The sequence below is a fragment of the Kribbella sp. VKM Ac-2568 genome (genome assembly GCF_004345365.1).
Taxonomy (GTDB): domain Bacteria; phylum Actinomycetota; class Actinomycetes; order Propionibacteriales; family Kribbellaceae; genus Kribbella; species Kribbella orskensis.
Genome location: NZ_SLVF01000005.1, coordinates 570,616 through 596,003 on the forward strand (window position 1 = coordinate 570,616; position 25,388 = coordinate 596,003).

At 68.0% G+C, this 25,388-nt stretch carries 31 protein-coding genes; 17 read left to right on the forward strand and 14 right to left on the reverse strand.

Annotated elements, in window-relative coordinates:
• Window positions 1-76: 76 nt before the first annotated feature.
• From EV648_RS17225 to EV648_RS17245, 5 genes are all read right to left on the reverse strand, one after another.
• Window positions 77-373 (reverse strand): DUF1416 domain-containing protein, encoded by a 297-nt coding sequence (locus EV648_RS17225; protein WP_132189096.1) that lies wholly within the window; start codon window positions 371-373, stop codon window positions 77-79.
• Between the two features lie 2 nt (window positions 374-375).
• Window positions 376-1,224 (reverse strand): sulfurtransferase, encoded by an 849-nt coding sequence (locus EV648_RS17230; RefSeq protein ID WP_132291939.1) that lies wholly within the window; start codon window positions 1,222-1,224, stop codon window positions 376-378.
• A gap of 12 nt (window positions 1,225-1,236) precedes the next feature.
• Entirely contained in the window at window positions 1,237-1,689 is a 453-nt protein-coding gene (locus EV648_RS17235; RefSeq protein ID WP_132189098.1) for a DUF4395 domain-containing protein, read from the reverse strand.
• 357 nt (window positions 1,690-2,046) lie between these two features.
• Entirely contained in the window at window positions 2,047-2,985 is a 939-nt protein-coding gene (locus EV648_RS17240) for an RDD family protein (RefSeq protein WP_132291942.1), read from the reverse strand.
• A gap of 70 nt (window positions 2,986-3,055) precedes the next feature.
• The gene (locus EV648_RS17245; protein ID WP_199234667.1) at window positions 3,056-3,604 is read right to left on the reverse strand and encodes a thioredoxin family protein; all 549 of its coding nucleotides are present in this window, start codon (window positions 3,602-3,604) and stop codon (window positions 3,056-3,058) included.
• Window positions 3,605-3,894: 290 nt separating this feature from the next.
• On the opposite strand from EV648_RS17245, the gene EV648_RS44755 reads away from it, so the two are divergent.
• Window positions 3,895-4,029 (forward strand): hypothetical protein, encoded by a 135-nt coding sequence (locus EV648_RS44755; protein ID WP_255512847.1) that lies wholly within the window; start codon window positions 3,895-3,897, stop codon window positions 4,027-4,029.
• Between the two features lie 44 nt (window positions 4,030-4,073).
• Entirely contained in the window at window positions 4,074-4,499 is a 426-nt protein-coding gene (gene arfB, locus EV648_RS17250) for an alternative ribosome rescue aminoacyl-tRNA hydrolase ArfB (protein ID WP_132189100.1), read from the forward strand.
• Window positions 4,500-4,567: 68 nt separating this feature from the next.
• Here arfB and EV648_RS17255 read toward each other — a convergent pair whose 3' ends face one another.
• On the reverse strand, window positions 4,568-4,807 hold the full coding sequence (locus EV648_RS17255; RefSeq protein ID WP_132291945.1) for a MoaD/ThiS family protein: 240 nt from the start codon (window positions 4,805-4,807) through the stop codon (window positions 4,568-4,570).
• 162 nt (window positions 4,808-4,969) lie between these two features.
• On the opposite strand from EV648_RS17255, the gene EV648_RS17260 reads away from it, so the two are divergent.
• Entirely contained in the window at window positions 4,970-5,680 is a 711-nt protein-coding gene (locus EV648_RS17260) for a response regulator transcription factor (protein ID WP_132291948.1), read from the forward strand.
• A gap of 231 nt (window positions 5,681-5,911) precedes the next feature.
• Window positions 5,912-6,220 carry a hypothetical protein gene (locus EV648_RS17265; RefSeq protein WP_132291951.1) on the forward strand — a complete coding sequence of 103 codons (309 nt, stop codon included), beginning with the start codon at window positions 5,912-5,914 and terminating at the stop codon, window positions 6,218-6,220.
• 160 nt (window positions 6,221-6,380) lie between these two features.
• Here the strand turns inward: EV648_RS17265 and EV648_RS17270 are convergent, their stop codons facing one another.
• Window positions 6,381-8,156 (reverse strand): bifunctional UDP-sugar hydrolase/5'-nucleotidase, encoded by a 1,776-nt coding sequence (locus EV648_RS17270; RefSeq protein WP_132291954.1) that lies wholly within the window; start codon window positions 8,154-8,156, stop codon window positions 6,381-6,383.
• 118 nt (window positions 8,157-8,274) lie between these two features.
• Here EV648_RS17270 and mshD point away from each other — a divergent pair, with 118 nt between their 5' ends.
• The 3 genes from mshD to EV648_RS17285 all read left to right on the forward strand — a co-directional run bounded on the left by mshD (window position 8,275) and on the right by EV648_RS17285 (window position 10,882).
• Window positions 8,275-9,177 carry a mycothiol synthase gene (gene mshD, locus EV648_RS17275; RefSeq protein ID WP_132291957.1) on the forward strand — a complete coding sequence of 301 codons (903 nt, stop codon included), beginning with the start codon at window positions 8,275-8,277 and terminating at the stop codon, window positions 9,175-9,177.
• 230 nt (window positions 9,178-9,407) lie between these two features.
• Window positions 9,408-9,992, forward strand: coding sequence for a DUF6318 family protein (locus EV648_RS17280; protein ID WP_255512850.1), 585 nt, complete (start codon window positions 9,408-9,410; stop codon window positions 9,990-9,992).
• Window positions 9,993-10,039: 47 nt separating this feature from the next.
• Window positions 10,040-10,882: a PKD domain-containing protein gene (locus tag EV648_RS17285; protein ID WP_132291963.1), complete on the forward strand. Its 843-nt coding sequence runs from the start codon at window positions 10,040-10,042 to the stop codon at window positions 10,880-10,882.
• Here EV648_RS17285 and EV648_RS17290 read toward each other — a convergent pair whose 3' ends face one another.
• Window positions 10,883-11,956 (reverse strand): alpha/beta hydrolase, encoded by a 1,074-nt coding sequence (locus EV648_RS17290; protein WP_241995276.1) that lies wholly within the window; start codon window positions 11,954-11,956, stop codon window positions 10,883-10,885. It lies immediately after the preceding gene.
• A gap of 67 nt (window positions 11,957-12,023) precedes the next feature.
• On the opposite strand from EV648_RS17290, the gene EV648_RS17295 reads away from it, so the two are divergent.
• The 7 genes from EV648_RS17295 (at window position 12,024) to pstB (ending at window position 20,047) form a co-directional block, all read left to right on the forward strand.
• The gene (locus tag EV648_RS17295; RefSeq protein WP_132291966.1) at window positions 12,024-14,183 is read left to right on the forward strand and encodes an RNA degradosome polyphosphate kinase; all 2,160 of its coding nucleotides are present in this window, start codon (window positions 12,024-12,026) and stop codon (window positions 14,181-14,183) included.
• 10 nt (window positions 14,184-14,193) lie between these two features.
• Window positions 14,194-15,075, forward strand: coding sequence for an NUDIX domain-containing protein (locus EV648_RS17300; RefSeq protein WP_132291969.1), 882 nt, complete (start codon window positions 14,194-14,196; stop codon window positions 15,073-15,075).
• Window positions 15,076-15,274: 199 nt separating this feature from the next.
• Complete coding sequence (locus tag EV648_RS17305; protein ID WP_199234668.1) at window positions 15,275-15,739, forward strand: bifunctional nuclease family protein; 465 nt, start codon at window positions 15,275-15,277, stop codon at window positions 15,737-15,739.
• A gap of 294 nt (window positions 15,740-16,033) precedes the next feature.
• Complete coding sequence (gene pstS, locus EV648_RS17310; protein WP_132291972.1) at window positions 16,034-17,146, forward strand: phosphate ABC transporter substrate-binding protein PstS; 1,113 nt, start codon at window positions 16,034-16,036, stop codon at window positions 17,144-17,146.
• 122 nt (window positions 17,147-17,268) lie between these two features.
• Entirely contained in the window at window positions 17,269-18,333 is a 1,065-nt protein-coding gene (pstC, locus tag EV648_RS17315; RefSeq protein WP_132291975.1) for a phosphate ABC transporter permease subunit PstC, read from the forward strand.
• Window positions 18,330-19,250 carry a phosphate ABC transporter permease PstA gene (gene pstA, locus EV648_RS17320; RefSeq protein WP_132291978.1) on the forward strand — a complete coding sequence of 307 codons (921 nt, stop codon included), beginning with the start codon at window positions 18,330-18,332 and terminating at the stop codon, window positions 19,248-19,250. Before pstC ends, pstA begins: the two co-directional genes overlap by 4 nt.
• A gap of 20 nt (window positions 19,251-19,270) precedes the next feature.
• Entirely contained in the window at window positions 19,271-20,047 is a 777-nt protein-coding gene (gene pstB / locus EV648_RS17325) for a phosphate ABC transporter ATP-binding protein PstB (protein WP_132291981.1), read from the forward strand.
• Between the two features lie 114 nt (window positions 20,048-20,161).
• Here pstB and EV648_RS42620 read toward each other — a convergent pair whose 3' ends face one another.
• A complete protein-coding gene (locus tag EV648_RS42620; protein WP_158294007.1) occupies window positions 20,162-20,515 on the reverse strand; it encodes a hypothetical protein in 354 nt (117 codons plus the stop codon).
• 174 nt (window positions 20,516-20,689) lie between these two features.
• Here EV648_RS42620 and EV648_RS42625 point away from each other — a divergent pair, with 174 nt between their 5' ends.
• On the forward strand, window positions 20,690-20,890 hold the full coding sequence (locus EV648_RS42625; RefSeq protein WP_158294008.1) for a hypothetical protein: 201 nt from the start codon (window positions 20,690-20,692) through the stop codon (window positions 20,888-20,890).
• Window positions 20,891-20,915: 25 nt separating this feature from the next.
• Here EV648_RS42625 and EV648_RS17335 read toward each other — a convergent pair whose 3' ends face one another.
• Entirely contained in the window at window positions 20,916-21,362 is a 447-nt protein-coding gene (locus tag EV648_RS17335) for a DUF2752 domain-containing protein (protein ID WP_241995277.1), read from the reverse strand.
• 112 nt (window positions 21,363-21,474) lie between these two features.
• On the opposite strand from EV648_RS17335, the gene EV648_RS17340 reads away from it, so the two are divergent.
• Together EV648_RS17340 and EV648_RS17345 are read left to right on the forward strand one after the other, a co-directional pair.
• Window positions 21,475-22,236 carry an RDD family protein gene (locus tag EV648_RS17340; RefSeq protein WP_132291984.1) on the forward strand — a complete coding sequence of 254 codons (762 nt, stop codon included), beginning with the start codon at window positions 21,475-21,477 and terminating at the stop codon, window positions 22,234-22,236.
• A 126-nt stretch (window positions 22,237-22,362) separates the two neighbouring features.
• Window positions 22,363-23,070, forward strand: coding sequence for an RDD family protein (locus tag EV648_RS17345; RefSeq protein WP_132291987.1), 708 nt, complete (start codon window positions 22,363-22,365; stop codon window positions 23,068-23,070).
• Window positions 23,071-23,111: 41 nt separating this feature from the next.
• Here the strand turns inward: EV648_RS17345 and EV648_RS17350 are convergent, their stop codons facing one another.
• The 4 genes from EV648_RS17350 to EV648_RS17365 form a co-directional block, all read right to left on the reverse strand.
• Entirely contained in the window at window positions 23,112-23,666 is a 555-nt protein-coding gene (locus tag EV648_RS17350) for a hypothetical protein (protein WP_132291989.1), read from the reverse strand.
• Window positions 23,663-24,217, reverse strand: a complete 555-nt coding sequence (locus tag EV648_RS17355; protein ID WP_241995278.1) for a transposase — start codon at window positions 24,215-24,217, stop codon at window positions 23,663-23,665. Before EV648_RS17355 ends, EV648_RS17350 begins: the two co-directional genes overlap by 4 nt.
• Window positions 24,218-24,508: 291 nt before the next feature.
• On the reverse strand, window positions 24,509-25,003 hold the full coding sequence (locus tag EV648_RS17360; protein ID WP_132291995.1) for a hypothetical protein: 495 nt from the start codon (window positions 25,001-25,003) through the stop codon (window positions 24,509-24,511).
• A 29-nt stretch (window positions 25,004-25,032) separates the two neighbouring features.
• Window positions 25,033-25,341 (reverse strand): hypothetical protein, encoded by a 309-nt coding sequence (locus EV648_RS17365; RefSeq protein ID WP_132291998.1) that lies wholly within the window; start codon window positions 25,339-25,341, stop codon window positions 25,033-25,035.
• Window positions 25,342-25,388 lie beyond the last annotated feature (47 nt).

Here is a 25,388-nt window from a genome sequence, read left to right on the forward strand (position 1 = left end):
TCGACACAGGGGTGAGACAAAGCCGAAGGGCCCGACGCGCAAGCTCCGGGCCCTTCGGGGTATTCCAGCCGGTCGATCAGACGGCGACGGCGACCTCGGCCACCTCGCCGTACTGCGCCACCACCTGCCGGTCCACCGGCTCCGCCTTCGGGGCGAGGGTGCGCAGCGTCCAGCTCCCCGGCGCCGCGAAGAACCGGAAGTGACCGGTCGCCGAGGTCGGCACCTCGGCCGTGAACTCACCAGTGGAGTCCAGCAGCCGCACGTAGGCGCCGCCGACCGGCTCCTCGCCGCGCAGTACCTGGCCCTGGATCACGGCTTCCTTGTCGATGTCGACGCCCTTGAGGTCAAGGCCGCCCTTCTTCGCTCCGCACATGGTCAGGCCTTCCCGGGCTCGTCGCCGAGGGCGACCGGTACGCCGACCAGCGAGCCCCACTCGGTCCAGGAGCCGTCGTAGTTCTTGACGTTCGGCTGGCCCAGGATCTCGTGCAGCACGAACCAGCTGTGCGCCGAGCGCTCGCCGATCCGGCAGTACGCGATGGTGTCCTTGCCGAAGTCCACGCCGGCGTCGGCGTACAGGGTCTTCAGCTCGTCGTCGGAGCGGAAGGTGCCGTCGTCGTTGGCCGCCTTGCTCCACGGGATGCTGGCCGCGGTCGGGATGTGGCCCGCGCGCTGCGCCTGCTCCTGCGGGAGGTGGGCCGGGGCGAGCAGCCGGCCGGCGTACTCGTCGGGGCTGCGCACGTCGACCAGGTTCTTCACGCCGATGGCCTCCTCGACCTCGTCGCGGAAGGCGCGGATGCTCTTGTCCTGCTCCTTGGCCTGGTACTGCGTGGCCTCGCGCTTGACGACCTCGTCGGTCAGCTCGCGGCTGTCCAGCTCCCAGCGCTTGCGGCCGCCGTCGAGCAGGCGGACATCACTGTGGCCGTAGAGCTTGAAGTACCAGTACGCGTAGGCCGCGAACCAGTTGTTGTTGCCGCCGTAGAGCACGACGGTGTCGTCGCTCGACACCCCGCGCTCGGACAGCAGCGCCTCGAACTGTGCCTTGTTGACGAAGTCGCGGCGGACCTGGTCCTGGAGGTCGTCCTTCCAGTCCAGCTTGATCGCACCGGCGATGTGGCCGGCGTCGTACGCCGAGACGTCCTCGTCGACCTCGATCAGGACGACGTTGGCGTCATTCTTGTGCTCCTCGACCCAGTCGGCCGAGACGAGAGCGGATTCCCTGCTCATGGATGCTGCTCCTCAGGTGGTAGTAGCGGTGTTTGGCGTACGAATGCGGTGGATCAGCAGATAGGCCTCGCAACCGAGGCAGAGCCCGACCGCGGCATTCACGAACGCGGCGACCAGGGCGAATCCGGTGGCGACCACGCCGAGCACCTCGACGCCGGCCAGGTAGCCGATCAGGCCGAGCACGGCGAAGACCAGCCCGACGAGCTGGGCGAACCGTGGCGGCGCGGCGTCCTCGAGTTCCTGCGGCGGACCGAGCCGGGGCCGGATCACCCGCTTGAAGAACTGCCCGTACGGCGACGCCTGGACGCCGAACGCGACCGAGATCGCGAAGACGACGGCCTGGATCGCCAGCGGCCACGGGCTGTTCAGCACGAGGGTCAGTGCGAGGACCACCGTCGTGACGGCCGCGGCGAAGCGCAGACCGCGGGGGTCGACCTGGGGTTGCACTGCCGCCTGACTGGACATGACCACTCCCGGAAGGAGGTGGATCGAGCGGCCCGCCCGAAGGCTGCGGGAGGCGACGTACTGGGAACCGTGCTCAGCTTCCGGTTCCGGAGCGCTCGGGACGCCGCCTGGTCAGTGGGTACGACACAGGGACGAGCGCATGCGGCAGTTGTCCACCGCGCGGCGCTTGGTCAGCAAGGTCGTGTACTCCACGTCCAAGAGACTACGGAAGCGGTCCGGCCCGGCCAGCTTTTGTCCCAACTATTGAGACAACTGATCATATCCCGGACACCGGAGGCCGAGCCGGTACTACGGGCCGCCGCGGTCAGCTGCCGGCGGGCTGGCGGCGGGGCTGTTGCGGTCAGGTGTGCCGGCGGGCTAGCGGCGGGCCTGTTGCGGGCCTACGACGACGTTGGTGCCGGCAACCTTGTCGTGCAAGGCCTGCTTCTTGTCGTCCCACAGCGGCCAGAGGTCGTTGATCAGGGCGAGGAAGCTGAACAGGGTGCCGACCAGCGGGATGATGCCCAGCAGGCTGAGCCCGTTGTAGAGGCTGAATCGCTTCACCACGGCCTCACCCGGCGGCGGACCGGGGACGTCGCGCAGCCGGATGCTGATCCCGACCGCCTTCTTGCCCGGCGTCGCACCGCTGCGGGTGACGAAGAAGTACTCGTAGAAGAAGCTGATCACCAGGCTGATCACCATCGCCGGAAGCAGCCATTGGTAGGCCTCCCACGGCAGACCCGTGCCGAACCGGGTCTCGCCGGCCGCGGCCTGGTCGAAGATGTCCTCCTGGTAGTCCACCGCGACCTGGAAGTACTGATAGAAGAAGTAGCCGGTCAGCGGCAGCGTGCCGAAGAACAGGATCAGGCCGTCCAGGAACCGAGCCAGGACGCGCTTCCACCAGCCGGCCAGCGGCTGTCCGTCCGGGGTCGACTTCACGGTCGGCGCGTAGCCGAAGCCCTGCTGGCCGTACGGCTGCTGCGGACCGTAGCCCTGCCGCCCCATCCCCGGCTGCCCGAGCCCCTGGCCGTAACCCTGCTGCCCGTATCCCTGCTGGTCCTGTTGGCCGTAACCCTGCTGGCCGGGCTGGGCATAGCCCTGCTGCCCGTAGGTCTGCTGGCCTTGCTGTTGCCCCTGCTGTCCTTGCTGACCGTACTGACCTTGCTGCGCTTGCTGGCCGAAGGCGGCGCGGCCCGGCGGCGGGTACGGCGGCGGGCCCTCGCGCGGGCGGCGGTAGTCCGTCCAGAAGCCGCCGTCCCAGTATCTCTGCTGGGCGGAGTCCTGCGGATCGTCGTACCAACCAGCCGGGAAGCTCATGGCCAAAGCATCACTTAGAGACAGTCCACTTCGCTATTCGGGTCTGCGCGGTGTTGTTTGAGCCGGCCGCTCAGCGCGGCTGACGGTCGACCGCGGCACCGAGGGCGGCGATCACGTCGGGCTTGCGAGGCTGGCCGCTGGCCCGGGTGACGATCGCGCCGGTCGCGTCGAGCACCAGCACGGTCGGCGTACGGAGGATGTCGAGGCGGCGGACCAGGTCCAGGTGAGATTCGGCGTCGAGCTCGACGTGGCGGACGCCCTCGACCATCGACTCGACCTCGGCCAGCGTCCTGCGGGTGGCGCGGCACGGTGCGCAGAAGGCAGACGAGAACTGCAGCAGCGTCGCCCGCTCACCGAGCTCCTCGCCGATGTCCCCGGCGCTCAACCGCTCCACGTCGTCGTCATGAGCCTCGCTGTGGTGGGCTGCCCCGATCTGCCCTGCCCCGACCTGCGTTGCCTGGCCGGATGTCGCCTGGGCGGCCGTCTCCTGCACTTCGGCCCTCCCGGCCACCTTCACCGGGCGAGTCCCCCGGAATCGTCCGTCGAACCGGGACTTGAACACGCTGAGCGCGACGCCGATGACGACGGCGCCGATCAGCACGATGATCCCGGGGCTCATGACAATCCAGAGTACGTCGGTGTGGAATGCGCTCAAACGGTCGTTCAATCCTTGGACCGGGCAGTACCGCGTTGTACGTCCGAGCACCTCGTTCCCTCGCCCCAGGGAGTCACCGTGCGTCGTCTGCTGGTCCCTGCTCGCCGCCGTCCTCGTCGTTCTCCCCGCCGCCCCGCCGACGTACGCGGTACAGGCTGATCCGAATCCAGCACCCGCGGCGCAGGCGACGTACACGGTCTGGGCCTGGAACGTCGCGGGCTGGTCGATGCACCGGGCCTCCACTGACGAACGGGATGGTCAGCAGCGCTGTCTCGTCGATCCAGGCCCGCGAACTCGACGACAGCGACTCCCTGGCCATCTGCCAGGCCTGCAACGGCCCCTGCTCCGACCGCCGCATCATCACCGGCACCGCCACGGTCACCTTCTAGCCCGCGCGCGGCGTCCGGGTCGTCGGTCGGATTGAATGGAGACCATGGAGAGCGGCTTGGTGGTGCGGTCGGGGGTGGTCATCCCGGAGGTGGAGCTGGGGTGGCGGTTCTCGCGGTCCAGTGGGCCGGGCGGGCAGTCGGTGAACACGACCGACAGCCGGGTGGAGCTCAGCTTCGACGTGGCGGGAACCACAGCCTTCAACGAAGTACTGCGGGAGCGGGCGCTCGAGCGGCTCTCCTCGCGGCTGGTGGACGGCGTGCTGACGGTGACGGCCTCCGAGCAGCGATCGCAGTGGCGGAACCGGGAGGCGGCACGGACCCGGCTGGCGTCCATCCTCCGCGATGCGATCGCGGCGCCGCCCCGGAAACGGCGCCCGACCAGACCAAGCAAGAACGCGGTACGGCGGCGACTGGACGAGAAGAAGCGTCGAGGCGAGACCAAACGCCTCCGCGGCCGCCCCACCGACTGACCCACCAGTTGCCCAAGGCCACGGAATTGCCGCACCCGCGAGCCGCTGGGTGGTTCGGGTACTGCTGGTCAGCCGCCCGCGAAGGGTGGGAGAGCGTCGACCAGGGCGCCTTCGCGGAGGGGCGCGTCCTCCTCGACGCGCTCGCCGTCGAGGAGGAAAGTGCAGATGCCCAGCACCCGGGCTAGCTCGGGGCGGCCGGCCGAAACGGTGCCGACGAGGTCCTTGATCGACACGGCCTCAGCGATCGAGGTGGACTCGCCGGCCGCGGCGCGCGCGGCGGCAAAGTACCTGATGGTCACTTCCGGCATGTGGGTGCAGCCTCACTAATCGGTTAAGTCTTCCGCTATTATGTCAGCTTGCTGTTGCTTACCAGTGTGTCTCGGGCCCCCGGCAATGACGCCGACGGGGCCTGACGTGCATAAGGACCGGGTCACCCATCAGGGATCCGACGACCAGCACAAGGAGACAGCATGAGCACGTTGCTTCTGCTGACCAACGCGCTGCAGGCTTCCACAGAGGTCCTGCCGTCGCTCGCCCTGCTGCCGCACCAGATCCGCATCCTGCCCGCCGAAGTCGCCGCGCTCGTCGACGCCCCCGACGCCGACGCCGTACTGCTGGACGCCCGGCGCGACCTGGTCACCGTCCGCGGGGCGTCGCGGCTGATCCGGACTACCGGCATCGACGTACCGCTGATCCTGGTCGTCACCGAGGGCGGTCTGACCGCGGTGAACGCCGACTGGGGCGCGGACGACGTCCTGCTCGACACCGCCGGCCCGGCCGAGATCGAGGCCCGGCTGCGGCTGGTGATCGGCCGCCTCGCCGCCGCCCGCAACGAGGACCCCGACACCTCCCTGATCCGCAGCGGTGACGTGGTGATCGACGAGGCCTCGTACACGGCCAAGCTGAACGGCCGCGCCCTCGACCTCACCTACAAGGAGTTCGAGCTGTTCAAGTTCCTCGCGCAGCACCCGGGCCGGGTGTTCACCCGCGAGCAACTGCTCCAGGAGGTCTGGGGCTACGACTACTTCGGCGGCACCCGCACAGTCGACGTCCACGTCCGCCGCCTCCGCGCCAAGCTGGGCCCAGAGCACGAATCCCTGATCGGCACAGTCCGCAACGTCGGCTACCGCTTCGTCATCCCACCCACCAGCCAACGCGAAACCGCCGACGCCACCGTCTGAGGTTCGCCGCGCACCTGAGCTGAGGAAGGCCGCCGCCGTCTGAGGCTGTGCCGCACATGCGGAGGTGGATCAGGTGCATCCGGAAGGCGGTCCACCTGCTCTCCTCGTGAGGCTTGTGGTGCCTGTGTTTCGCGAGGGATTTCGCGGGTTCCGGCGATCTTGTTCGACTTGGACCAGACTGTATTCCTGCTGCTACCGTGCGTATTCGGTCTTTTTCACGGAAGGTGACCGATGGCGCACGTTGCTCCAACTTCGCACCGTCGTGGTGCCCGCGCTTCGCATCGCAGCGACCGCATCGACGGACCCATCCAGACCACGACCTGGCTCGGCCTGACCTTCGCGCTGATCTTCGGCCTGGTCCTGACCGGCCGCTCCCACGTCGGCGTCCGCGCCGCCGGGATCACGCTGCTGATCATGCTGCTCCCACTCACCGTTGCGGTCTTCGGCACCGCAGTACGCCGCGGTCTCGGCTCAGCCCGGGCAGCCGTGGCAACAGGAGCCGCCCTCACCTTCGTCGTCCTCCGCTTCCTCCTCCACTAGCGCCTGCCCTGCGACTCCTCCGGCAGCAGCGGTCATCCGGTTTGGCTTGCGTCAGGGCATGCGAACGCCCGGGCCGCTCCCCCGAAGGGAGAGCGACCCGGGCGCGGAATATCGCAGTACCGGCCGGAGCCGTGTACGCCGTACGGAGTACGGGTGGGACCTAGGAGCCGATGTCGATCCGGTCCGTCGGGACCGGGGTGTACGGGTCGTGCGCGGTCAGGTAGTTGGCGAAGGCGTCGATGTCGAGACCGCCGAAGAACTTGTCGGTCGCCGTGGTGAAGGCCGGGAAGCCGTCACCGCCGTCGGACAGGAAGTTGTTCGTGACGATCCGGTACGTCGTACCGTCGACCAGCGGCTGACCCGCGATCTGGATCGAGCCGGCCACGACCTTGGCGCCCGGCGCGGCGGCCGGGTTCCAGGTGTAGGTGAGACCCGCGATCTGGAGCACCTTGTTCGCGGCCTGGTTCGCGCCGGAGAACTGCTGCTCGAGCAGAGCCTTGATCTGGGTACCGGTCATGTCCATCGAGACCAGGAAGTTGTTGAACGGCTGGACGGTGAACGCTTGGCCGAACGTCACTGCCCCGCTGGTGGAGGCGAGGTCAGCCCGGATACCGCCCGGGTTCATGAACGCCACGACCGGCGTCTTGCCGTTCGTAACGGTCGACGGGTCGGCCAGCTGCGCGTCAGCGATCAGGTTGCCCAGCGGGGACTCCAGCGAGTCGTCCGGCGTCCTCGACACCAACGGCGTGGTGATGTGGCCGATCACCTTGGACTCGATCGGCGCGACAAGGGTCTGGTACTTGGTGATCAGCTTGGTCAGCGCCGGGTCCTTCGGCACGTCCTGGGTGACGATCTTGTTGTTGGCCAGCGTGTTCAGCCGGTCGACGTCGTGGGTGGCGTTGTCGATGCTCAGCCGCACCTCGGTGAAGATCTTGCCGAACGAGGAGGCGCTGGTGACGAGCCGCGGCTTGCCGGCCGGGTCGTTGATCGAGCAGTTGTAGGCCTGGTGGGTGTGACCGGAGATGATCGCGTCGATCGCCGGGTCGAGGTTCTTGGCGATGTCGGTGATCGGGCCGGAGATGCCCGGGCAGCTGTTGAACGCCCGTGGGTCGGACGGCAGACCACCCTCGTGCAGCAGCACCACGATCGACTGGATGCCCTGCTCCTTGAGCTTCGGCACCAACGCGTTGGCGGTCTCCACCTCGTCCTTGAAGGTGAGGCCCTCGACGCCGGCCTTGGTGACGATGTTCGGCGTCGCCTCCAGGGTCATGCCGATGAAGGCGATCTTCTGGCCGTTCTTGAACTTCTTCACCGTGTACGGGTCGAGCAGCGTGCGCTGGGTGTTCTCGAAGAACACGTTCGCCGACAGGTAGTCGAACTTGGCGCCCTCGAACTCGGCCTTCGGGTCCGGGCACGAGTTCTGGTTGTTCAGCCCGTCGCCGTCGTCCAGGCAGCCGCCGGTCTGCATCCGGAGCAGCTCGTGCCAGCCCTCGTCGAACTCGTGGTTGCCGACCGAGGTCGCGTCGAGGCCCATCTCGTTCATCGCCTCGATGGTCGGCTCGTCGTGGAACGCGGCCGACAGCAGCGGTGACGCACCGATCAGGTCACCCGCGGCGACCGTGACGGACTCCTGCCCTTGCGCCTTGGCCGCGGCCCGCGCGAGCTCCAGGTGGGTCGCCAGGTACTCCGCGCCGCCGGCCGGCGTGCCGTTGACGTTGCCGCCGGAACTGGTCGCCGGGTTGGGCGCCAGGTTGCCGTGGAAGTCGTTCAGCGCGAGCAGCTGGATCTGCGTGTGCGTCGGCTTGGGTTTCGCCGGCGCTGCCTGGGTCACGGTTCCCCCCGTGGCCAAGCCGAGTACCACGGCGGCGCCGGCGGCCAGCAGGCCAACGGCCCGCGGTCCCCTGAGCCACGTCTTGTCTCGTCCTGTGAAGGCCATGTCTACTCCGTTGTAGTTTCGGTCGCCGCTGGTGCGCGGTCCCGGCAAATTACCCTGACCCGGCGCGCCCTACCAAGGCCTCGACAGTGAACTGACAGAGACCTTTTACGGTATTGAGGTGACTCTCGAAGCCGTGCCCTCACCGTTGCCCCAGGCCACCGCCTCAGCCGTGACCGAACTCGCTCGCTCCGCTGCTGAGAGCGACGGCGTCAACCCACTCTCCGAGCACACCCTCCTGCACCTGGAGGGCGAGCACTCGGGCGACGCGCACGTGCTCGCGTACGCCGGAGATCCGGGCGAGTCCCCGCTGGCCGGGTACGCCGCGCTCGGCCCCGACGGATCCGCCGAGCTCGTCGTCAGTCCGGAGTACAGGCGGCAGGGCTACGGCACATCGCTGCTGCGAATGCTGCTGGACCACGGCGGTTCGGGCCTCCGAGTCTGGGCCCACGGCCGACTCCCCGGAGCAGACGAACTAGCCGCCCGCATGGACCTCTCCGTCGCCCGGGAGCTCTACTTCCTCCGCCGTACTGCGGCCCCGGTCCCCGCCGCCGTCTGGCCAGAAGGGATCACCCTGCGCACCTTCGTACCGGGTCAGGACGACGAGGCCTGGCTAGCGGTGAACGCAGCCGCCTTCGCCCACCACCCCGAACAGGGCAGCTGGACCCAAGCAGACCTGGCGGATCGCTTCGAACAGCCATGGTTCGACCCTGCAGGGTTCTTCCTGGCGGTCGACTCGACCGGCGCCCTGGCCGGCTTCCACTGGACCAAGGTCCACACAGACGAAGGCCCCACCCCCTTCGGCGAGGTCTACGTAGTTGGCGTGGCTCCCACCCACCAAGGCACTGGCCTGGGCAAAGCCCTAACCCTCGAAGGCCTCCGCCATCTCCAGGAGGACCGAGGCCTCTCCTCCATCACCCTCTACGTAGACGGCACCAACACCTCCGCCCGCAACCTCTACACGAATCTCGGCTTCACCACAGCCGCCCTGGACGTCCAATACGCCCCCACCGCGGCCCTGTGAACGGTGTCACAGAGAACTCACCCCGTCACCCCACGTCATAAGCGGCCCACTCCACGTCCCACCACTAGCCAGGAGCCGTCCGAGCCTCTTACCCCCCAACCGGGCGGCTCCTGGCCCAACGACTTGTCCACAACCTGCAACAACTGACATCTCCGCCGCTCCCCCAGCCGGTTACGATCAGAATCGACTACGGAGAGGTGACATTCGTGACTTACCGCCACAGGCCGTTCATGACCCTGGCCTGCGCAGGAGCAGCTCTGCTACTCCTCCCAGCGTGCTCGTCCGGCAGCCCCGAAGCCGGCCGCCCCAACACCACGCCCGGTGGTACAGCCACCTCGACTCACACTCAAGCCACCTCCACCCCCACTCCGACGGCTGCCTCCACCTCAGCCCCTGAACGTCCCCAAGCTGCCGAAGGCTTGAGCTTGGCCGCCGCGGAAGCGTTCTACAGGCACTATGTCGATCTCATGAACTACGCAGCGCAAAGCGGCAAGACGACTGAGTTGCTTGCTGCCAGCGAGGCCGGGTGTGAAGGCTGCAAGGAGTATGCGGATTTCGTTGCCAAGGTGAACGTTGCGAACGGCGGTATCAGCGGCGACTACCAGGAAAAGGTGAAAGAAGTCTCGGATCTGAGTCGTGGAGACGGCGGCCGCGTGGGTGGCACCGCGATGGTGTCGGTTGGCAGTTACACCACGAAGAGTTCACCCACTGCCAAACCGAGCGTCAGCAAGGCTGCGGAATATACCGAGGAGATCGCCCTCTCACCGAGTGACAGCAACTGGGTCATGTACGAGATCCAACTCGGATCGCGATGAGCCCTTCGCGCTCTGCGCTACCACTAACAGTTCTCTTGTGCGCGGCGTTGACACTCGTTCCGAACGCTGCAGAAGCCACCGATGCAGACGGCTTGGCGACCCGGATAACGCCCTCTGTGCCGCCTCCCAAAGTGAGGGTCGATCCGACAAAGGAAGGCGTCAAGGCGAAGGCTACGACCAAGAAGAAGACCAGACTCACGAGCAGTCGCAAACACAAGCCGTCGAAGAAGGTCGCGGTTCCGCCTCCGCCTCCTGCAATCCGCCCGGCCGCCGCCCGTCTCCGCCACGTCAAGGAACTGAGACTCAATATCGGCATGTGTGGAAGGCTCCAGCCGGATGGAACTGTGCCTGGGCCGACGCGGTGTCAGCCGGAGTGGGCCACGCCGGCGGTTGAACCAACGGCGGGGCCGACAGCTCCGGTGGTTCAGCAGCCGCGGCCGCAGGACGTCTCGTGGGAGCAGGTACTGGGCGAGTCCAAGGACGTCGTATTTCCGGGGCTGCACGTCAAAGTGCAGCCGGCCGGGCGGACGTTGGTGAATCTGGACACGATTGTTTATACGGAGGACAGCAAGGTTTCCACCACCACGGTCACCTTGCTGGGGTTTCCGGTGGTGGTTGAGGCTACGCCGATGAGCTATACGTGGAGCTTTGGTGATGGGGCGACGTTGACGACCACTTCGCCGGGGAAGCCGTATCCGGCGAAGGAGATCACGCATAAGTACATGAAGCGTGGTGGGGTCAGGGTGTCTGTGACTACCAACTACGCGGCTCGGTTCAACGTTGCTGGAACTGGGTGGCAGTACATCGACGGGACTGTGCCCATCACCGGGCCCGCGACGCCGCTGCTTATTCGCGAAGCCGTGCCAATTCTAGTCGATCCGCCACGCTGACTAGGCCTTGGGGTTCAGGGCGTTGCGGATGTGGGTGGTTATTCGGGTTCGGGCGGCTTGGGTTTCGCCGGGGAGGGCGAGGATGTTGGCGAAGCCGTGGATGAGGCCTGGTTCGCAGATGTGGGTGACTTCGACGCCGGCGGCGGCCAGGCGGGCGGCGTACTCGTTGCCTTCGTCTCGGAGGGGGTCGAAGCCTGCGGTCACCACGTAGGCGGGGGCCAGGCCGGTCAGGTCTTCGGTGAAAATCGGGGAGACCATCGGGTCGGAGCGGATGGCTGGGTCCGGGGTGTAGTGGTCGCGGTACCAGATGATGTCTTCCTCGGTGAGGAAGAAGCCTTCGGCGAAGAGGTCTCGGCTGGGGCGGCGACCGACGAGGTCGACGGCCGGGTAGATCAGGACCTGGAGAGCCGGCGCGGGAAGGCCGCGGAGTACGCATTGCTGGGCGACGATCGCGGAGAGGTTGCCGCCGCAACTGTCACCGCCGACGCCCACCAGCGCAGGATCGGCTCCGAGGTCCTCGGCGTGCTCGACCGCCCACGAGAAGGCAGCGATCGCGTCCTCAGCCGCGACGGGCGCCTCGGCCTCCGGAGCGAGGCGATAGTCGACCGACAGGACCCGGATCCCCGCCTCTTCCGCAAGGTCCCGGCAGTAGGCGTCGTGGCTGTCCAGGTCGCCGACCACCCAGCCGCCGCCGTGGAAGAACACCAACAGCCCGCCCCCGGACGTCGGAGCCGAGCGCGGCACATAGAGACGAGCCCCGAGTTGGCCATCCGAGCCGCGGACCGTGAGTTCGGTCACGCGTAGTAGTTCCGGCGGATGGCCGGCGACCAGCTTGGACATGGTCACCAGGTTCGTCCGGGCCGTCTCGACCGACTGCTTCTTTGCTCCCGGCAAGAAGCCCTCGAGCCGGAGCAGGAGTTGCAGATCCGGATCCAGGACGTTGCCGTCGATCTGGATCGGGGCTCCGGCCAGGCGGCGCCGGACGCCGGCGGGCAGGGCCGTCACCGGCTTCAGGGCACTGCCCCGCACCGTCTCCAGGGCGGCTCGCAGCAGCGTGTCCACTCGTCGCTTCACAAGGAGTGACGCTAGCAACTGCAATCGGCTCGCCGTTCGGTCTACCTCCCGTTCACCTGGGGGTGGGATGCTGGTCAACGTGGCTGGAGACTTGTTGGCGTCGCACAACCGGGAGTACGACGTCGAGCCCCCGTACGACATCGCGGAGGCCGGCGATCTCCCCGAGGACCGGTTCTCGGACCGCGAGCTGAGCTGGCTGGCGTTCAACCAGCGGGTGCTCGAGCTCGCCGAGAACGAGCGGGTCCCGCTGCTGGAGCGCGCCACGTTCCTGGCCATCTTCGCCAGCAACCTGGACGAGTTCTTCATGGTCCGGATCGCCGGTCTGAAGCGGCGGATCGCGGCCGGCGTGGCGGTCCGGGCGGCCAGTGGGCTGCTGCCCCGGGAGGTGCTCGACCGCAGCCTGAGCCGCAGCCGCGAGCTGATGGACCGGCAGGCCGAGACCTGGCGCAAGGAAGTGCTGCCGGCGCTCGTCGAGGAGGGCATCGACATCCTCCGCTGGGACGAGCTGGACACCGCCGAGCGCGAGGAGATGACGCAGTTCTTCAAGGACCGCGTCTTCCCGGTGCTGACCCCGCTGGCGGTCGACCCGTCACACCCGTTCCCGTACATCTCCGGCCTGTCGCTCAACCTGGCCGTGGTGGTCCGCAACCCCGACACCGGTGGCGAGCACTTCGCCCGGGTGAAGGTGCCGCCGCTGCTGCAGCGGTTCGTCCAGGTCGCCGAGGGCCGGTTCGTGCCGCTCGAGGACGTCATCGCGGCGCACCTGGGCCAGCTCTTCCCCGGCATGGAGGTGACCCAGCACCACGCCTTCCGGGTCACCCGCAACGAGGACCTCGAGGTCGAGGAGGACGACGCGGAGAACCTGCTCGCGGCGCTCGAGAAGGAGCTGCTGCGGCGCAAGTTCGGCCCGCCGGTCCGGCTCGAGGTGGAGGAGTCGATCGACCCGAAGGTCAGGGCGCTGCTGCTGTCCGAGCTGGGTGTCACCGAGGCAGAGGTGTTCGAACTGCCGGGTCCGCTGGACCTGCGCGGGCTGTTCGCGATCGCGGCGCTGGACCGGGCGGAACTGAAGTACCCCGGGTTCGTCCCGTCGACCCACCCGCACCTGGCCGAGGTGGAGACCGCCAACCCCGCCGACCTGTTCCACGCGCTCAAGCAGCGCGACGTACTGGTGCACCATCCGTACGACTCGTTCTCGACGAGCGTCCAGCGGTTCATCGAGCAGGCCGCGGCCGATCCGCACGTGCTCGCGATCAAGCAGACGCTCTACCGGACCAGCGGTGACTCCCCGATCGTGGACGCGCTGATCGACGCGGCCGAGTCGGGCAAGCAGGTGCTGGTCCTGGTCGAGATCCAGGCCCGCTTCGACGAGCAGGCGAACATCAAGTGGGCCCGCGCGCTCGAGCACGCCGGCTGCCACGTCGTGTACGGCGTGATCGGGCTGAAGACGCACTGCAAGCTCTCGATGGTGGTCCGCGAGGAGCCTGACGGCCTCAGACGCTATGCCCACATCGGCACCGGCAACTACCACCCGAAGACCGCCCGGCTGTACGAGGACCTAGGCCTGCTCACCAGCGACAAGGTGGTCACCGAGGACATCGCGCACCTGTTCAACCACCTGTCCGGCTTCGCCCGCCGAAGCGGGTACCGCCGCCTGCTGGTCGCCCCCCAGTCCGTACGCCGGGGCCTGGTCGAGCGGATCGACCGCGAGGTGGAGAACCACCTGGCGGGTCGTCCCGCGCGGGTCCGGATCAAGGTGAACAGCCTGGTCGACGAGGCCCTCTCGGACGCGTTGTACCGCGCGTCGCAGGCCGGCGTACCGGTGGAGCTGTGGATCCGCGGCATCTGCACCATCCGGCCGGGCATCCCCGGGTTGTCCGAGAACATCCGGGTCCGCAGCATCCTCGGCCGGTTCCTCGAGCACAGCCGGGTGTTCTGGTTCGAGAACGGTGGCGAGCCGGAGGTGTGGATCGGGTCCGCCGACCTGATGCACCGCAACCTGGACCGCCGGGTCGAGGTGCTCGTCCAACTGAAGGAGCAGGACCACGTCACCGAACTGGGCGACCTGTTCGACCTCGGTTTCGACGAGGGCACCGGCTCGTGGTGGTTGCGTCCCGACGACACCTGGCAGGCCCGGTTGACCAGCCCGGCCGGTGAACCGCTGCGCGATCTGCAGGAACGTCTGATCGCCACGCGTGGCCGCCGCCGGACAACGGATCCGATTACCTAGGGTTGATTCCATGAGCAACCCGGCGACGGTGATCGCCGCGGGTGGTGTCGTGTGGCGCGAGAGCCACGGCAGCCGGCAGGTTCTGCTGGTCCACCGCCCGCGGTACGACGACTGGTCCCTGCCGAAGGGCAAGCTGGCTCCGCGAGAGCACGTGCTGGTCGCCGCCCGGCGGGAGATCGAGGAGGAGACCAGCCAGCAGGTGGTCCTCGGCCCGCCGCTCGGCGTCCAGCGGTACGACGTCCGCAAGAACGGCGGAACCGTGCCCAAGCTAGTGCTCTACTGGGCCGCCTCGCTCGCCGGTCCGGAGCAGGAGTTCGAGCCGAACGACGAGGTCGACAAGCTCGAGTGGCTACCCGTCGGCAAGGCCAAGGAGCGGCTCAGCTACCCCCGCGACGTCGACATCCTCAACTGCCTGGACGCGGTACTCCCGGTCGAGTCGACCGTGGTCATACTCCGGCACGCGGAGGCGGTCAAGCGCAAGGAATGGTCCGGCAAGGACACCGTCCGCCCGCTCAGCGACGAGGGACTCGCCTCGGCCGAGCGGCTCTCCGGAGTACTGGCCGCTCTCGGCGTCAACCGCATCCGCAGCAGCGATGCCGAGCGGTGCGCGGGCACGGTCACGCCGTACGCCGCGTCGATCGGGCGGCGGATCCATCTGCACCCGGAGATCTCCGAGCAAGGGTATGAGAAGGATCCGTCGGCGTTGGAGAAGGTGGCGGCAAAGGCCTGGAAGCCTGGCAAGGTCACCTTGATCTGCTCGCACCGGCCGGTCCTCCCGGCACTTGCGGAGGCACTCGGCCTGCCGGTCGGGAAGTACGCCACCAGCGCGTTCATGGTCGCCCACCGCCTCGCCGACGGCCGGGTGATCCGGGAGCGCTTCGGCGCACCCTGAATAGTCGCCGCCGACCGTTGACCCGTCGTCACCGCAGTCCAACAGCCTGCGACCACGCCCGGTTGAGCGTGAATCAATCCCACGTTCCGATAACAGCCGCATGCGCTGCCGGATGACCTGGATGCCTGCGGGTATGTTCCTATCGAAGCGTCCCACCGGGCGCTGGTCACGGAGAGGTTCGGGGCGCACCATGACGACGATGCGAGAACTGACTCTGATCGGGATCCGGATGGAGTCGCCCAACCGGGCGCCCGTGATGATGCTGCGCGAGACCGAGGGCTACCGCTACCTGCCGATCTCGATCGGCTCGGTCGAGGCGACCGCGATCGCCTACGAGGAGCAGGGCCTGCGTCCGTCCAGACCGCTCACCCACGACCTGATGCGCGACCTGATCGAGGCGTTCGGCGTCACCGTCGAGGCGGTCGAGATCGTCGAACTGCGCGACGCCGTCTTCTACGCCGAACTCGTGCTCGGCAACGGCGCCCGCGTCTCTGCCCGCCCGAGCGACTCTGTCGCCCTCGCGGTCCGGCTCGGTACGCCGATCCGCTGCACCGAGAAGGTCCTCCAGGAAGCAGGCGTGGCGACCCCCGAGGAGGAGCAGGCCGAGCTCGAACGCTTCCGCCAGTTCCTCGACGGCGTAGCCCCCGAAGACTTCTCCAGCTGACCGCACGGCATGGCGTACTGCGGTGTGCCGCGCGTGGCAACGTGGATCGGGTGTTCAGGTTGACCGTGCGCCGCGGCGATATCGGAACGTGATCCAACGTCCGTTTTACTCTACGCAGAGTCACAGGTCCTAACTCAGTTCACCTGCTGGCCTCCTGGCGGCACGCCAAGCGTCGCGATTGCTACCGGAACCGTTCACCGGTCGTTCATCCGCGACGGACCACCCGGTCACCTCGTCTCCCTACCGTCTGTGGAAGTTCAAGAAGTCTGATCCCCGCAGAAGGGCAACACTCTCGTGTCCGTCAATCGCCTGCTCCGCGTCGGCACCGTCGCCGTGGCATCCCTCGGCGTCCTCGCTCTGAGCGCCTGTGGCAGTGACCCGGAGCCGTCGGGCTCTTCGAGCCCCGGTGGCTCCTCATCTTCCGCCGCCGGCGGCGACTGCCCGAAGGGCACCCTGAACGCCGAGGGTTCCTCGGCGCAGAAGAACGCCATCGAGGAAGTCATCAGCAAGTACAACGAGAAGTGCGCCGATGTCACGGTGAACTACAACCCGACCGGTTCCGGTGCGGGTATCAAGCAGTTCAACGCGAACCAGGTCGACTTCGCCGGCTCGGACTCCGCGCTGAAGCCCGACGAGGCCACCGCCGCCGAGAAGCGGTGCGCGGGCAACCCGGCCGTGAACCTGCCGATGGTGATCGGCCCGGTCGCGATCGCCTACAACGTCGACGGCCTCGACAAGCTGATCCTGGACGGCCCGACCGCCGCCAAGATCTTCCAGGGCACCATCAAGACCTGGAACGCGCCGGAGATCGCCAAGCTGAACCCGGGCGTGACGCTGCCGTCGGCCCCGATCGCGGTCTTCTTCCGCTCCGACGAGTCGGGCACCACGGAGAACTTCGCCAAGTACCTCGCCGCCGCCGGTGGCGGTGCGTGGACCGGCGAGCCGGCCAAGAAGTGGACCGGCACGGGCGCCGGCAAGGAGAAGTCCGCCGGTGTCGCCGAAGGCGTGAAGAGCACCAAGAACTCGATCACCTACGTCGAGTGGAGCTACGCGGTCGACAACAAGCTCGGCGTCGCCCAGATCGACACGGGCGCCGGCGCGGTCGAGCTGTCCGCCGAGTCCGCCGGTAAGGCGCTGGCCGCGGCCAAGCCGGCCGGCACGGGCAGCGACCTGGCCCTGAAGCTGGACTACGCGACCAAGGAGGCGGGCGCCTACCCGATCATCCTGGTCACCTACGAGATCGCCTGCACCAAGGGTCTGCCCGCCGAGAAGACCGCTCTGGTGAAGAGCTTCCTGAGCTACTTCGCCAGCGCCGACGGCCAGTCCTCGCTGACCGACCTGAAGTACGCGCCGCTTCCTGAAGAGACCCGGACCAAGGTCGACGCCGCCATCCAGGCGATCAGCTGACCTCGACCGGCACAACGTAGTACGGCGAACTGTGAGCCCCGGTCGTTCCTTCCAACGGACGGCCGGGGCTTCGGTTCGCCGGCACCACACCCCGCATCGACCAGGCGCTTGGAGCAGCATCGATGAGTAGTACAGACGGCACGGGACCGCCCGACCGGCCGACCGACCGCGCCCCCGGGCCGAAGCTGGACCTCGGCCCGGTCGGGCATCTCGGCGACCGGCTGTTCGCCGGCCTGGCCCGCGGATCCGGCGGCCTGGTCGTCGCGATCGTCGCCTTCGTCGGCGTCTTCCTGCTCGCGCTGGCGATTCCCGCGCTGGCCGACAACAACAGCAGCTTCCTGTTCTCCCGGATCTGGGAGCCGGGTGGCGACAACCCGCGGTTCGGCATCGCCGCCCTCTTCTACACGACGCTGATCAGCTCGATCATCGCGATGGTGATCGCGGTCCCGATCGCGGTCGGCGTCGCCCTGTTCACCACGTACTACTCGCCCAAGCGGCTCGCCGCGCCGGTCTCGCACGCGATCGACCTGCTGGCGGCGGTCCCCTCGATCATCTACGGCCTGTGGGGCATCCTCTTCTTCGCCCCGATCCTGCGCCCGGTGATCAACGGCCTGGCCTCCGCGCTCGGCTGGATCCCGCTCTTCGAGAAGCCGGCCACCGACAACCTCGGCGTCGTGTTCACCGCCTCGGTCGTGCTGGCGATCATGATCCTGCCGGTCGTCACCGCGATCAGCCGGGAGATCTTCGCCCAGACGCCGGTCGCGCATCGGGAGGGCGCGCTGGCGCTCGGCGCGACCCGCTGGGAGATGATCCGGATGGCGGTGCTGCCGTACGGCCGCTCCGGTGTGGTCAGCGCCTCGATGCTCGGCCTCGGCCGTGCGCTCGGTGAGACCGTCGCCGTGCTGATCATCCTGTCGGTACCGAACGGCAACGACCCGTGGAACTCGTCCATCTTCGCCGGCGGTGAGACGTTCGCCTCCAAGATCGCGAACAACGCCGCCGAGTTCGACTCCCCGGAGAAGACCGGCGCGTACATCGCCGCCGGCCTGGTCCTGTTCGTGGTGACCTTCCTGGTCAACTCCGCCGCCCGCATCATCGTCGCGCGCAGCGGCCCGGGCGGTAAGCGCCCGCGCAAGAACCGCCGTACCGGCGACAAGGCCGCGCAGACCGAAGGAGCCACCCCGTGACCACCCTCGCCGCGAACCGTCCGGCGTACGACGGTAAGACGCTCGACCTGACCGGCAAGTCCGGCGCCCGCGCGTTCCGGAACACGCTGGCCACCGTGCTGATCGTGCTGTGCTTCCTGATCGCCCTGATCCCGCTGCTGTGGATCCTGTGGACCGTGGTCAGCAAGGGCTACAGCCTGCTGCTGGACGCGAACTGGTGGAGCCAGTCGCAACGCGGGATCACCGTACGGCGGGTCGGCGGCGGCGCGTACCACGCGATCATGGGCACGCTGATCATGTCCCTGATCTGCGCGGCGATCGCGGTGCCGATCGCCATCATGGGCGCCGTCTACCTGGTCGAGTACGGCAAGGGCACCAAGGCCGCCAAGGTGGTCAGCTTCATGATCGACATTCTCACCGGTGTCCCCTCGATCGTCGCGGCGCTGTTCATCTACGCCGTCTGGATCACCGTGCTCGGGTTCAACCGGGTCGGGTTCGCGGTGTCGCTGTCCCTGGTGCTGCTGATGCTGCCGGTCGTGCTGCGTTCCACCGAGGAGATGCTGAAGCTGGTCCCGGACGAGCTGCGCGAAGCGTCGTACGCGCTCGGGGTGCCGAAGTGGAAGACGATTCTCAAGGTGGTCGTGCCGACCGCGTTCGGCGGCATCATCACCGGCGTCATGCTCGGCCTGGCCCGGGTGATGGGCGAGACCGCGCCGCTGCTGATCCTGGTCGGCTACTCCAAGAACATCAACCTGAACCCGTTCGACGGGTTCATGGGCGCGCTGCCGACGATGATCAACCAGGACCGCACCGAGCTCGCCCTGGAGCCGGCCGCGGACCGGGTCTGGGCGGCGGCACTGACCCTCATCCTGCTCGTCCTGCTGCTCAACCTGCTGGCCCGCCTGATCGCGCGGTTCAGCACCATCAAGTCCAAATAGTCGAGAGGTTCTGAGTCGATATGGCTAAGCGCATCGAGGTCAGCGGCCTCAACGTCTACTACGGCGATTTCAAGGCCGTCGAGGATGTGTCGATGACGATCGAGCCCCGCTCGGTCACCGCGTTCATCGGCCCGTCCGGCTGCGGCAAGTCCACCTACCTGCGCACCCTGAACCGGATGCACGAGGTGATCCCCGGCGCCCGGGTGGAGGGCAAGGTCGTGCTCGACGACCAGGACCTGTACGCGCCGGGCATCGACCCGGTCGCGGTCCGCCGGGTGGTCGGCATGGTGTTCCAGCGTCCGAACCCGTTCCCGACCATGTCCATCTTCGACAACGTCGCGTCCGGCCTGAAGCTGAACGGGGTCAAGGACAAGAAGAAGCTGACCGAGGTCGTCGAGCGGTCCCTGCACGGCGCCAACCTGTGGACCGAGGTGAAGGACCGCCTCGACAAGCCCGGCGCCGGCCTGTCCGGTGGCCAGCAGCAACGGCTCTGCATCGCCCGGGCGATCGCGGTCGAGCCCGAGGTGATCCTGATGGACGAGCCGTGCTCGGCCCTGGACCCGATCTCCACGCTGGCGATCGAGGACCTGATCGAGAAGCTGAAGGACCGGTTCACCGTCGTCATCGTGACCCACAACATGCAGCAGGCGGCCCGCGTCTCCGACCAGACCGCCTTCTTCAACCTCGCGGCCACCGGCAGGCCCGGCCGGCTGATCGAGATGGGCCCGACCAAGCAGATCTTCTCGAACCCGAACGAGAAGGCCACCGAGGACTACATCACCGGCCGCTTCGGCTGATCGCGCACTCCGTCACCGCGCCGGGGTCTCCGTGTCCGTTACACGGGACCCCGGCGCGTGCCGCGTGACCGGAGGACCGTTGGAAAGATAGCCTTCGGTGATTCCTCGACGTTCTCAGAAGGGACCGTGGTGAGCACTCCGACGCCCCCCGGCGATGACCCGAACGACCCGAACCGGCCTGACGACACGCCGGCCGAGCCGGGCCAGTACGGCGAGCGGCAGCCCGGTCAGCCCGGCCAGTACGGCGAACAGCAGCCCGGCCAGTACGGCGAGCAGCCGGGGCAACCTGGTCAGTACGGCCAGCAGCCGGGCCAGCCTGGTCAGTACGGCGGCCAGCAGGATCCGTACTCCAACCCCGGTCAGTACGGACAGCCTGGCCAGTACCCGGGGCAGCCGGGCCAGTACGGACAGCCAGGGCAGTACGGCCAGCAGCCGGGCCAGTACGGACAGCCGGGGCAACCCGGGCAACCGGGCCAGTACGGACAGCAGCCTGGTCAGTACGGTCAGCAGCCCGGTCAGCCGGGGCAGTACGGCCAGCAGCCTTACGGGTCGGGCGCGTACCCGGGGCAGCCGGGTGCCTACCCGGGTCAGCCCGGTGGCTACGGCTACGGCAATGCGCAGGCCCCGCAGAGCAGCACCCCGATGGTGCTCGCCATCATCGGCATCGTCTGCTGGTTCTGCTGCTCCCCGGCCGCGATCGGCCTGGGATTGTTTGCCCAGAGCAAGTTCCGCGAGCAGGGCAGGCCGGACACGCTGGCGAAGGTCGCCTGGATCGGCGGCATCGTCTTCTTGATCCTGGGCATCATCGGGTATGCCACCGGCGTGGTCAGCGACCTCAACTGACAGCCGCTCCGCGCGGCGTCGTCCGTCAGTTCAGGTTGCGGGCGACGCCGTACACGAGCAAGAGCACGACCAGGGCCTTGATCGACCAGTCGACGACCCGTGGGCTCAGCCGGATCCTCGGCAGTTTGACCCAGCGGATCCGTTCGAGGCCATAGGCAAGCAATTGGTAGCCGACGGCAACGCCGATCAGCGGGCCGAGCACCAGCACGACCGGGTTGAAGTGCCAGGCGGCGTCCAGATCGTCACGTAGCAAGGCCGCAGCCATCCGGGTCGATCCACAGAGTGGACAGTTCAGCCCGGTCGTGGCGTGCAACAGGCAAGGTATGCCGAGGTGCCGGTCGCCGGAGAGCTGGTAGATCGCCGCCAGGCCGAAGCCACCGACGCCGACAGCGGCGAGTCCCAGCACGCGCCGATCGAGCGGCTCCACCGGACCGGTCGGGCGGAGGACGATTCCTTCTGGCGTCAGGGTCACGCCTACCAAGGTAACCCCTGCCCCAGGCAAGTTCACGGGATCCCAGGGCCGGCTGAACCGTCCGAGCACTAGCCTGCAAGCCACTCCTCACCTGCATCTAGAAGGGATCGTCGTGAGCACTCCGACGCCACCGCCGGGTTACGGCCCGCAAGACTCGAACCAGCCGGGTCAATACGGGCCGCCAGCGCAGTACGGGCAGCAGCCGGACCAGTATGGCCAGCAGCCCCAGCAGCCTGGCTACGGCCAGTACGGTCAGCCAGCCCAGTACGGCGCCCAGCAGCCCGGGCAGTACGGCCAGCCGGGGCAGTACGGCGGCCAGCAGCCGGGGCAGCACGGGCAGCCGGGGCAGTACGGCGGCCAGCAGCCGGGGCAGCACGGGCAGCAGCCCCAGCAGCCGGGCTACGGGCAGCAGGCGTACGGCCAGCAGCCGTATGCGGCGTACGGGCAGCAGCCCTACGGTGGCTACGGTCAGGCGGCCGGCAACCTCGCCACCTGGCCGGTCCGGGTGGGCGCGTTCCTGATCGACATCATCATCATCGGTCTGCCCAGCTCGATCGGTAACGCGCTGGGCGACGACGGCACCGGCAGCATCCTGTCGCTCTTGCTCAGCCTGGCCTCCATCGGGCTGTGGGTCTACAACCGGGTCATCCTCCAGGGCAACACCGGCCAGAGCTGGGGCAAGAAGGCGCTGGGCCTGAAGTTGGTCTCGGCAGACACCGGTCAGCAGGTCGGCCCGGGCAAGGCCGCGCTGCGCGACATCACCCACATCCTGGACGGTCTGCCCTGCTACCTGGGCTACCTGTGGCCGCTGTGGGACGAGAAGAAGCAGACCTTCGCGGACAAGCTCAACAACACCTACTCCGTCAAGCTCTGACCACACCCCCGGCGACATCCCGCGACACCCCGGACGCCGTGGCCGTTCCAGGCCGCGGCGTCCGTTCGCCGCCCCCGGTCCGCGATACTCGTGCCCACGGATCTGGAGCGCCCAGAAAGGATTCCAGTGACCACCCCTCCCCAAGGCCCGCACGACCGGCCCCAGGACCAGCCCGGTCCGCACATCCCCGGCCAGATCCCGCAGTACCCGACCCAGCCCGCTCAGTACAGCCAGCCGGGCCAGTACGGTCAGCCCGGGCAGTTCCCGCCCGGACAGCCGGGGCAGCCTGGCCAGCTTCCGCCCGGACAGCCGGGGAGCTTCGGCGTGCAGCCGAACAACCCGACCCAGCAGGGCTACGCGCCCTACAGTCCATCCGGTGGCTTCGGCTACGGCTATGCACCGCCCGGTCAGCTGGCCAGCTGGCCGATCCGGGTGGGTGCGTCGCTCCTCGACTCCGTACTCCCGATGGTCCCGATCGGCGTCGGCCTGATCGCAGGCGTGGCGCTCTCCAGTGGGACGACGTCCGGCGGACGCAGTAGCGCAGGCGGCGCCGTGATCGGCCTCAGCTACCTGCTCGCCGTACTGATCGCGTTCTGGAACCGGGTGATCAAGCAGGGCAGGACCGGGCAGTCGTTCGGCAAAAAGGTCACCGGGCTGAAGATCGTCTCCGAGTCCACCGGCGAGACGATCGGCATCGGCCGTACGTTCGGCCGCGAGTTCTGCTCCATCCTCTTCAGCTACCTCTGCTTCCTGAACGCGCTCTGGCCGCTCTGGGACCAGAAGCAGCAGACCTGGCACGACAAGGTCGTCTCCGACCTCGTCGTCAAGCTCTAGCCAAGAGGAACCCGAGCCCGTCCAGCGGGCTCGGGCGCGGGTCAGTGGGACAGCAGCAGGCCGGCGCAGGTGACGGACCAGAGCACGCTGGTGAAGGTGCCGATGATGAAGCGTTCCGCCACCGCCTGCGGCGTCACCGACGCCGGCTGATCCGGACTGCGCAGTTCCGGGTACCGGGCGAGTCCCTTGATCGCCAGCACGACCGCTACCCCCTCAGGCCACCCGGCCACGATCGACGCGAAGATCGCCATCCGCTCGAGCGAACCGATCAAGGCACCGCCCCGCAGTACCTCACCGGCCTGCTGGGTCGACTGCGACCGGGTGTTCCCGCGGTCCACCAACGCGAGCACAGACGTCGTCAGCGGCCCGCCACCCGCCACAGCGAAGGCACCTGCCACCAGCAGCAGGATGTTCCACCAGGCCTCGCGCCAGCCCGCGACCCCGTCACCTGCCAGCAGCAGGATGCCGACGGCGAACAGGCAGGCCAGCATCAACCCGCTGACCACGATCTGAGGAGTGGACCCGGACCTCGGCAGCCACGCCAGGACGGCGAGGATCAACCCGGCCGCTGTCAACGACAGGACGATCGCCGTCATGCAGCCGCCGACTCGAGGAGCTCGACCGCGAGCACGCGGCCACGCTGTTCCTCCACGACTCCGGCCGCCTGGGCCCGCTGGGTCACCGCGGACTGGCTGATGCCGAGCTTCACGCCGATCTCGCGCCGGCTGAGTCCTTCGGCCAGGAGATCCGCCACTGCCCAGCCGCGCTCGCTCCGGCGTCGCAGTACGGAGGCCATCAGCCAGAGCACGGTCTCGACCTGGTCGGCTCCGCGCGCGTTCTGCCCGATCACGTTGATGTGGTGTGGGCTCGACTTGGCCCGGTTGACCGCCTCCCGCGCGGACACGAACGCCTCGCCACTGCCTGCCCTGGTACTGCGGGGCAGTGGCTCGGCGACGTCGCCGATGCCGAGCCCGATGTACCAGGTGTCCATCCGGAGCAGCTGGACGATCACGTCGATCGTGGCGCGCGCGTCGGACAGCACGCCCTGCACCTCGTCGCCCGCAGTGCGCTCGAATCTGCGCAGCAGCCCGGTGCGTCGCGGCCGCCGGTTGAGCGAATTCAGTAGCTCGGGTACGAGATCGGTCATGCTCCGGCTGCCCCGCTGATCTACTGTGAGAACGAAGACCATCGCCCTGCACCTCCTTCCCAGAGCATGATTAAGGCTACAGTCTTATTCACGTAGAGTGAAGGAAAAAACCTGAACCGGTTCGCTCGATCACGGAGGGTGATCGTCTCGCCGTGACGCCGTTCCCTCAATTCTCCGCTGATTCCGCCCCATCCCGCGCCCCGACTCACCGGTCATCCTCACACGGAGTCAGGACATTTCCAGCCCCTTTCGGCCTCTACAACGGCGGACCGGCGGTCCAGGAATCCCCGCTCAGAGGTAGTCGAAGAAGCGGATCCACCAGTCGGGAGCCCTGTCGGGCGGGTAGTGCGAGGCCAGGTCGCTGATGCCGTCGTACGGGCGGGTCAGCAGTTCCTCGGGGATCACCAGAAAGCCGAGTGCCGCCAGAATCCCTTGTACAGCTTGCAGATCCCCGCCGTCGGCAGCGTGGTCGGCCAGCGCTTCGGCCAGATCGAGGTAGGCGCCGGGGTTCTCGGCGGAGACCACCGCCATCGAGCCGAAGTTGCTCACCGAGACGACGAGTTGCGCGCGTCCGCGGACCGCCTCGACCGGGATCTCGATCCGGCCGTGCAGGCTGGCGTCCTCGACCTGACGATCGACCCGGCAACTGGTGTCGAACTCGGCATCCAGCCGTTCCACCAGGACATCGAAGGCGGCCCGGACCACGGCATGGTCGTACCCGGTCGGGCGCACGAGGCCGCCGGCCTCGTCGTACCGGTGCAGCGCCGCGCGAAGGTCGTCTTCCATGCGCCCATCATCAGGCACGGTGGGGCGAGCTAGTTGGTTGGCAGAGGCGGTTGCGGGTTCTCGCACAGGAACGGGTCGCGCCGTCCGCCGGAGTGGTAGTGGTACTGCTTGCCGCCAGCCGTCAGCACGATGCGGCTTCCGTCCGTGAGGACCTGGGCGTAATGCATGCCGGGCTCGGGACAACCGAGCGCGGAATCTCGCCACGTCACCTCCTCGGAGCTGACCACCGTGATCTCCTCGGCGGAGAGGCCCAAGCGGTCGGCCAGATCGGACTTCGCCTGCTCTACGGGTCCTCCAGAAGGCGTACTCGGGCTGGGTGGTTGCGTCGATGGGCTCACAGAGGACTCCCGTCCAGAAGGCGGACCCGCTTCGGCGCCACAGCCGA

What these genes read in the sequence shown, in the direction of transcription:
- EV648_RS17230 (WP_132291939.1), bottom strand. Translation starts at nt 1,224, where the DNA reads ATGAGCAGGGAATCCGCTCTCGTCTCGGCCGACTGGGTCGAGGAGCAC.
- EV648_RS17270 (WP_132291954.1), bottom strand. Translation starts at nt 8,156, where the DNA reads ATGGCCTTCACAGGACGAGACAAGACGTGGCTCAGGGGACCGCGGGCC.
- EV648_RS17305 (WP_199234668.1), top strand. Translation starts at nt 15,275, where the DNA reads ATGCGAGAACTGACTCTGATCGGGATCCGGATGGAGTCGCCCAACCGG.
- EV648_RS17225 (WP_132189096.1), bottom strand. Translation starts at nt 373, where the DNA reads ATGTGCGGAGCGAAGAAGGGCGGCCTTGACCTCAAGGGCGTCGACATC.
- EV648_RS42625 (WP_158294008.1), top strand. Translation starts at nt 20,690, where the DNA reads ATGGTGCTCGCCATCATCGGCATCGTCTGCTGGTTCTGCTGCTCCCCG.
- EV648_RS17240 (WP_132291942.1), bottom strand. Translation starts at nt 2,985, where the DNA reads ATGAGCTTCCCGGCTGGTTGGTACGACGATCCGCAGGACTCCGCCCAG.
- EV648_RS17265 (WP_132291951.1), top strand. Translation starts at nt 5,912, where the DNA reads ATGGCGCACGTTGCTCCAACTTCGCACCGTCGTGGTGCCCGCGCTTCG.
- EV648_RS17260 (WP_132291948.1), top strand. Translation starts at nt 4,970, where the DNA reads ATGAGCACGTTGCTTCTGCTGACCAACGCGCTGCAGGCTTCCACAGAG.
- EV648_RS44755 (WP_255512847.1), top strand. Translation starts at nt 3,895, where the DNA reads ATGGTCAGCAGCGCTGTCTCGTCGATCCAGGCCCGCGAACTCGACGAC.
- arfB (WP_132189100.1), top strand. Translation starts at nt 4,074, where the DNA reads ATGGAGAGCGGCTTGGTGGTGCGGTCGGGGGTGGTCATCCCGGAGGTG.
- EV648_RS17245 (WP_199234667.1), bottom strand. Translation starts at nt 3,604, where the DNA reads ATGAGCCCCGGGATCATCGTGCTGATCGGCGCCGTCGTCATCGGCGTC.
- EV648_RS17255 (WP_132291945.1), bottom strand. Translation starts at nt 4,807, where the DNA reads ATGCCGGAAGTGACCATCAGGTACTTTGCCGCCGCGCGCGCCGCGGCC.
- EV648_RS17295 (WP_132291966.1), top strand. Translation starts at nt 12,024, where the DNA reads ATGCTGGTCAACGTGGCTGGAGACTTGTTGGCGTCGCACAACCGGGAG.
- EV648_RS17360 (WP_132291995.1), bottom strand. Translation starts at nt 25,003, where the DNA reads ATGGAAGACGACCTTCGCGCGGCGCTGCACCGGTACGACGAGGCCGGC.
- EV648_RS17280 (WP_255512850.1), top strand. Translation starts at nt 9,408, where the DNA reads ATGACCCTGGCCTGCGCAGGAGCAGCTCTGCTACTCCTCCCAGCGTGC.
- pstB (WP_132291981.1), top strand. Translation starts at nt 19,271, where the DNA reads ATGGCTAAGCGCATCGAGGTCAGCGGCCTCAACGTCTACTACGGCGAT.
- EV648_RS17355 (WP_241995278.1), bottom strand. Translation starts at nt 24,217, where the DNA reads ATGACCGATCTCGTACCCGAGCTACTGAATTCGCTCAACCGGCGGCCG.
- pstC (WP_132291975.1), top strand. Translation starts at nt 17,269, where the DNA reads ATGAGTAGTACAGACGGCACGGGACCGCCCGACCGGCCGACCGACCGC.
- EV648_RS17350 (WP_132291989.1), bottom strand. Translation starts at nt 23,666, where the DNA reads ATGACGGCGATCGTCCTGTCGTTGACAGCGGCCGGGTTGATCCTCGCC.
- EV648_RS17300 (WP_132291969.1), top strand. Translation starts at nt 14,194, where the DNA reads ATGAGCAACCCGGCGACGGTGATCGCCGCGGGTGGTGTCGTGTGGCGC.
- EV648_RS17235 (WP_132189098.1), bottom strand. Translation starts at nt 1,689, where the DNA reads ATGTCCAGTCAGGCGGCAGTGCAACCCCAGGTCGACCCCCGCGGTCTG.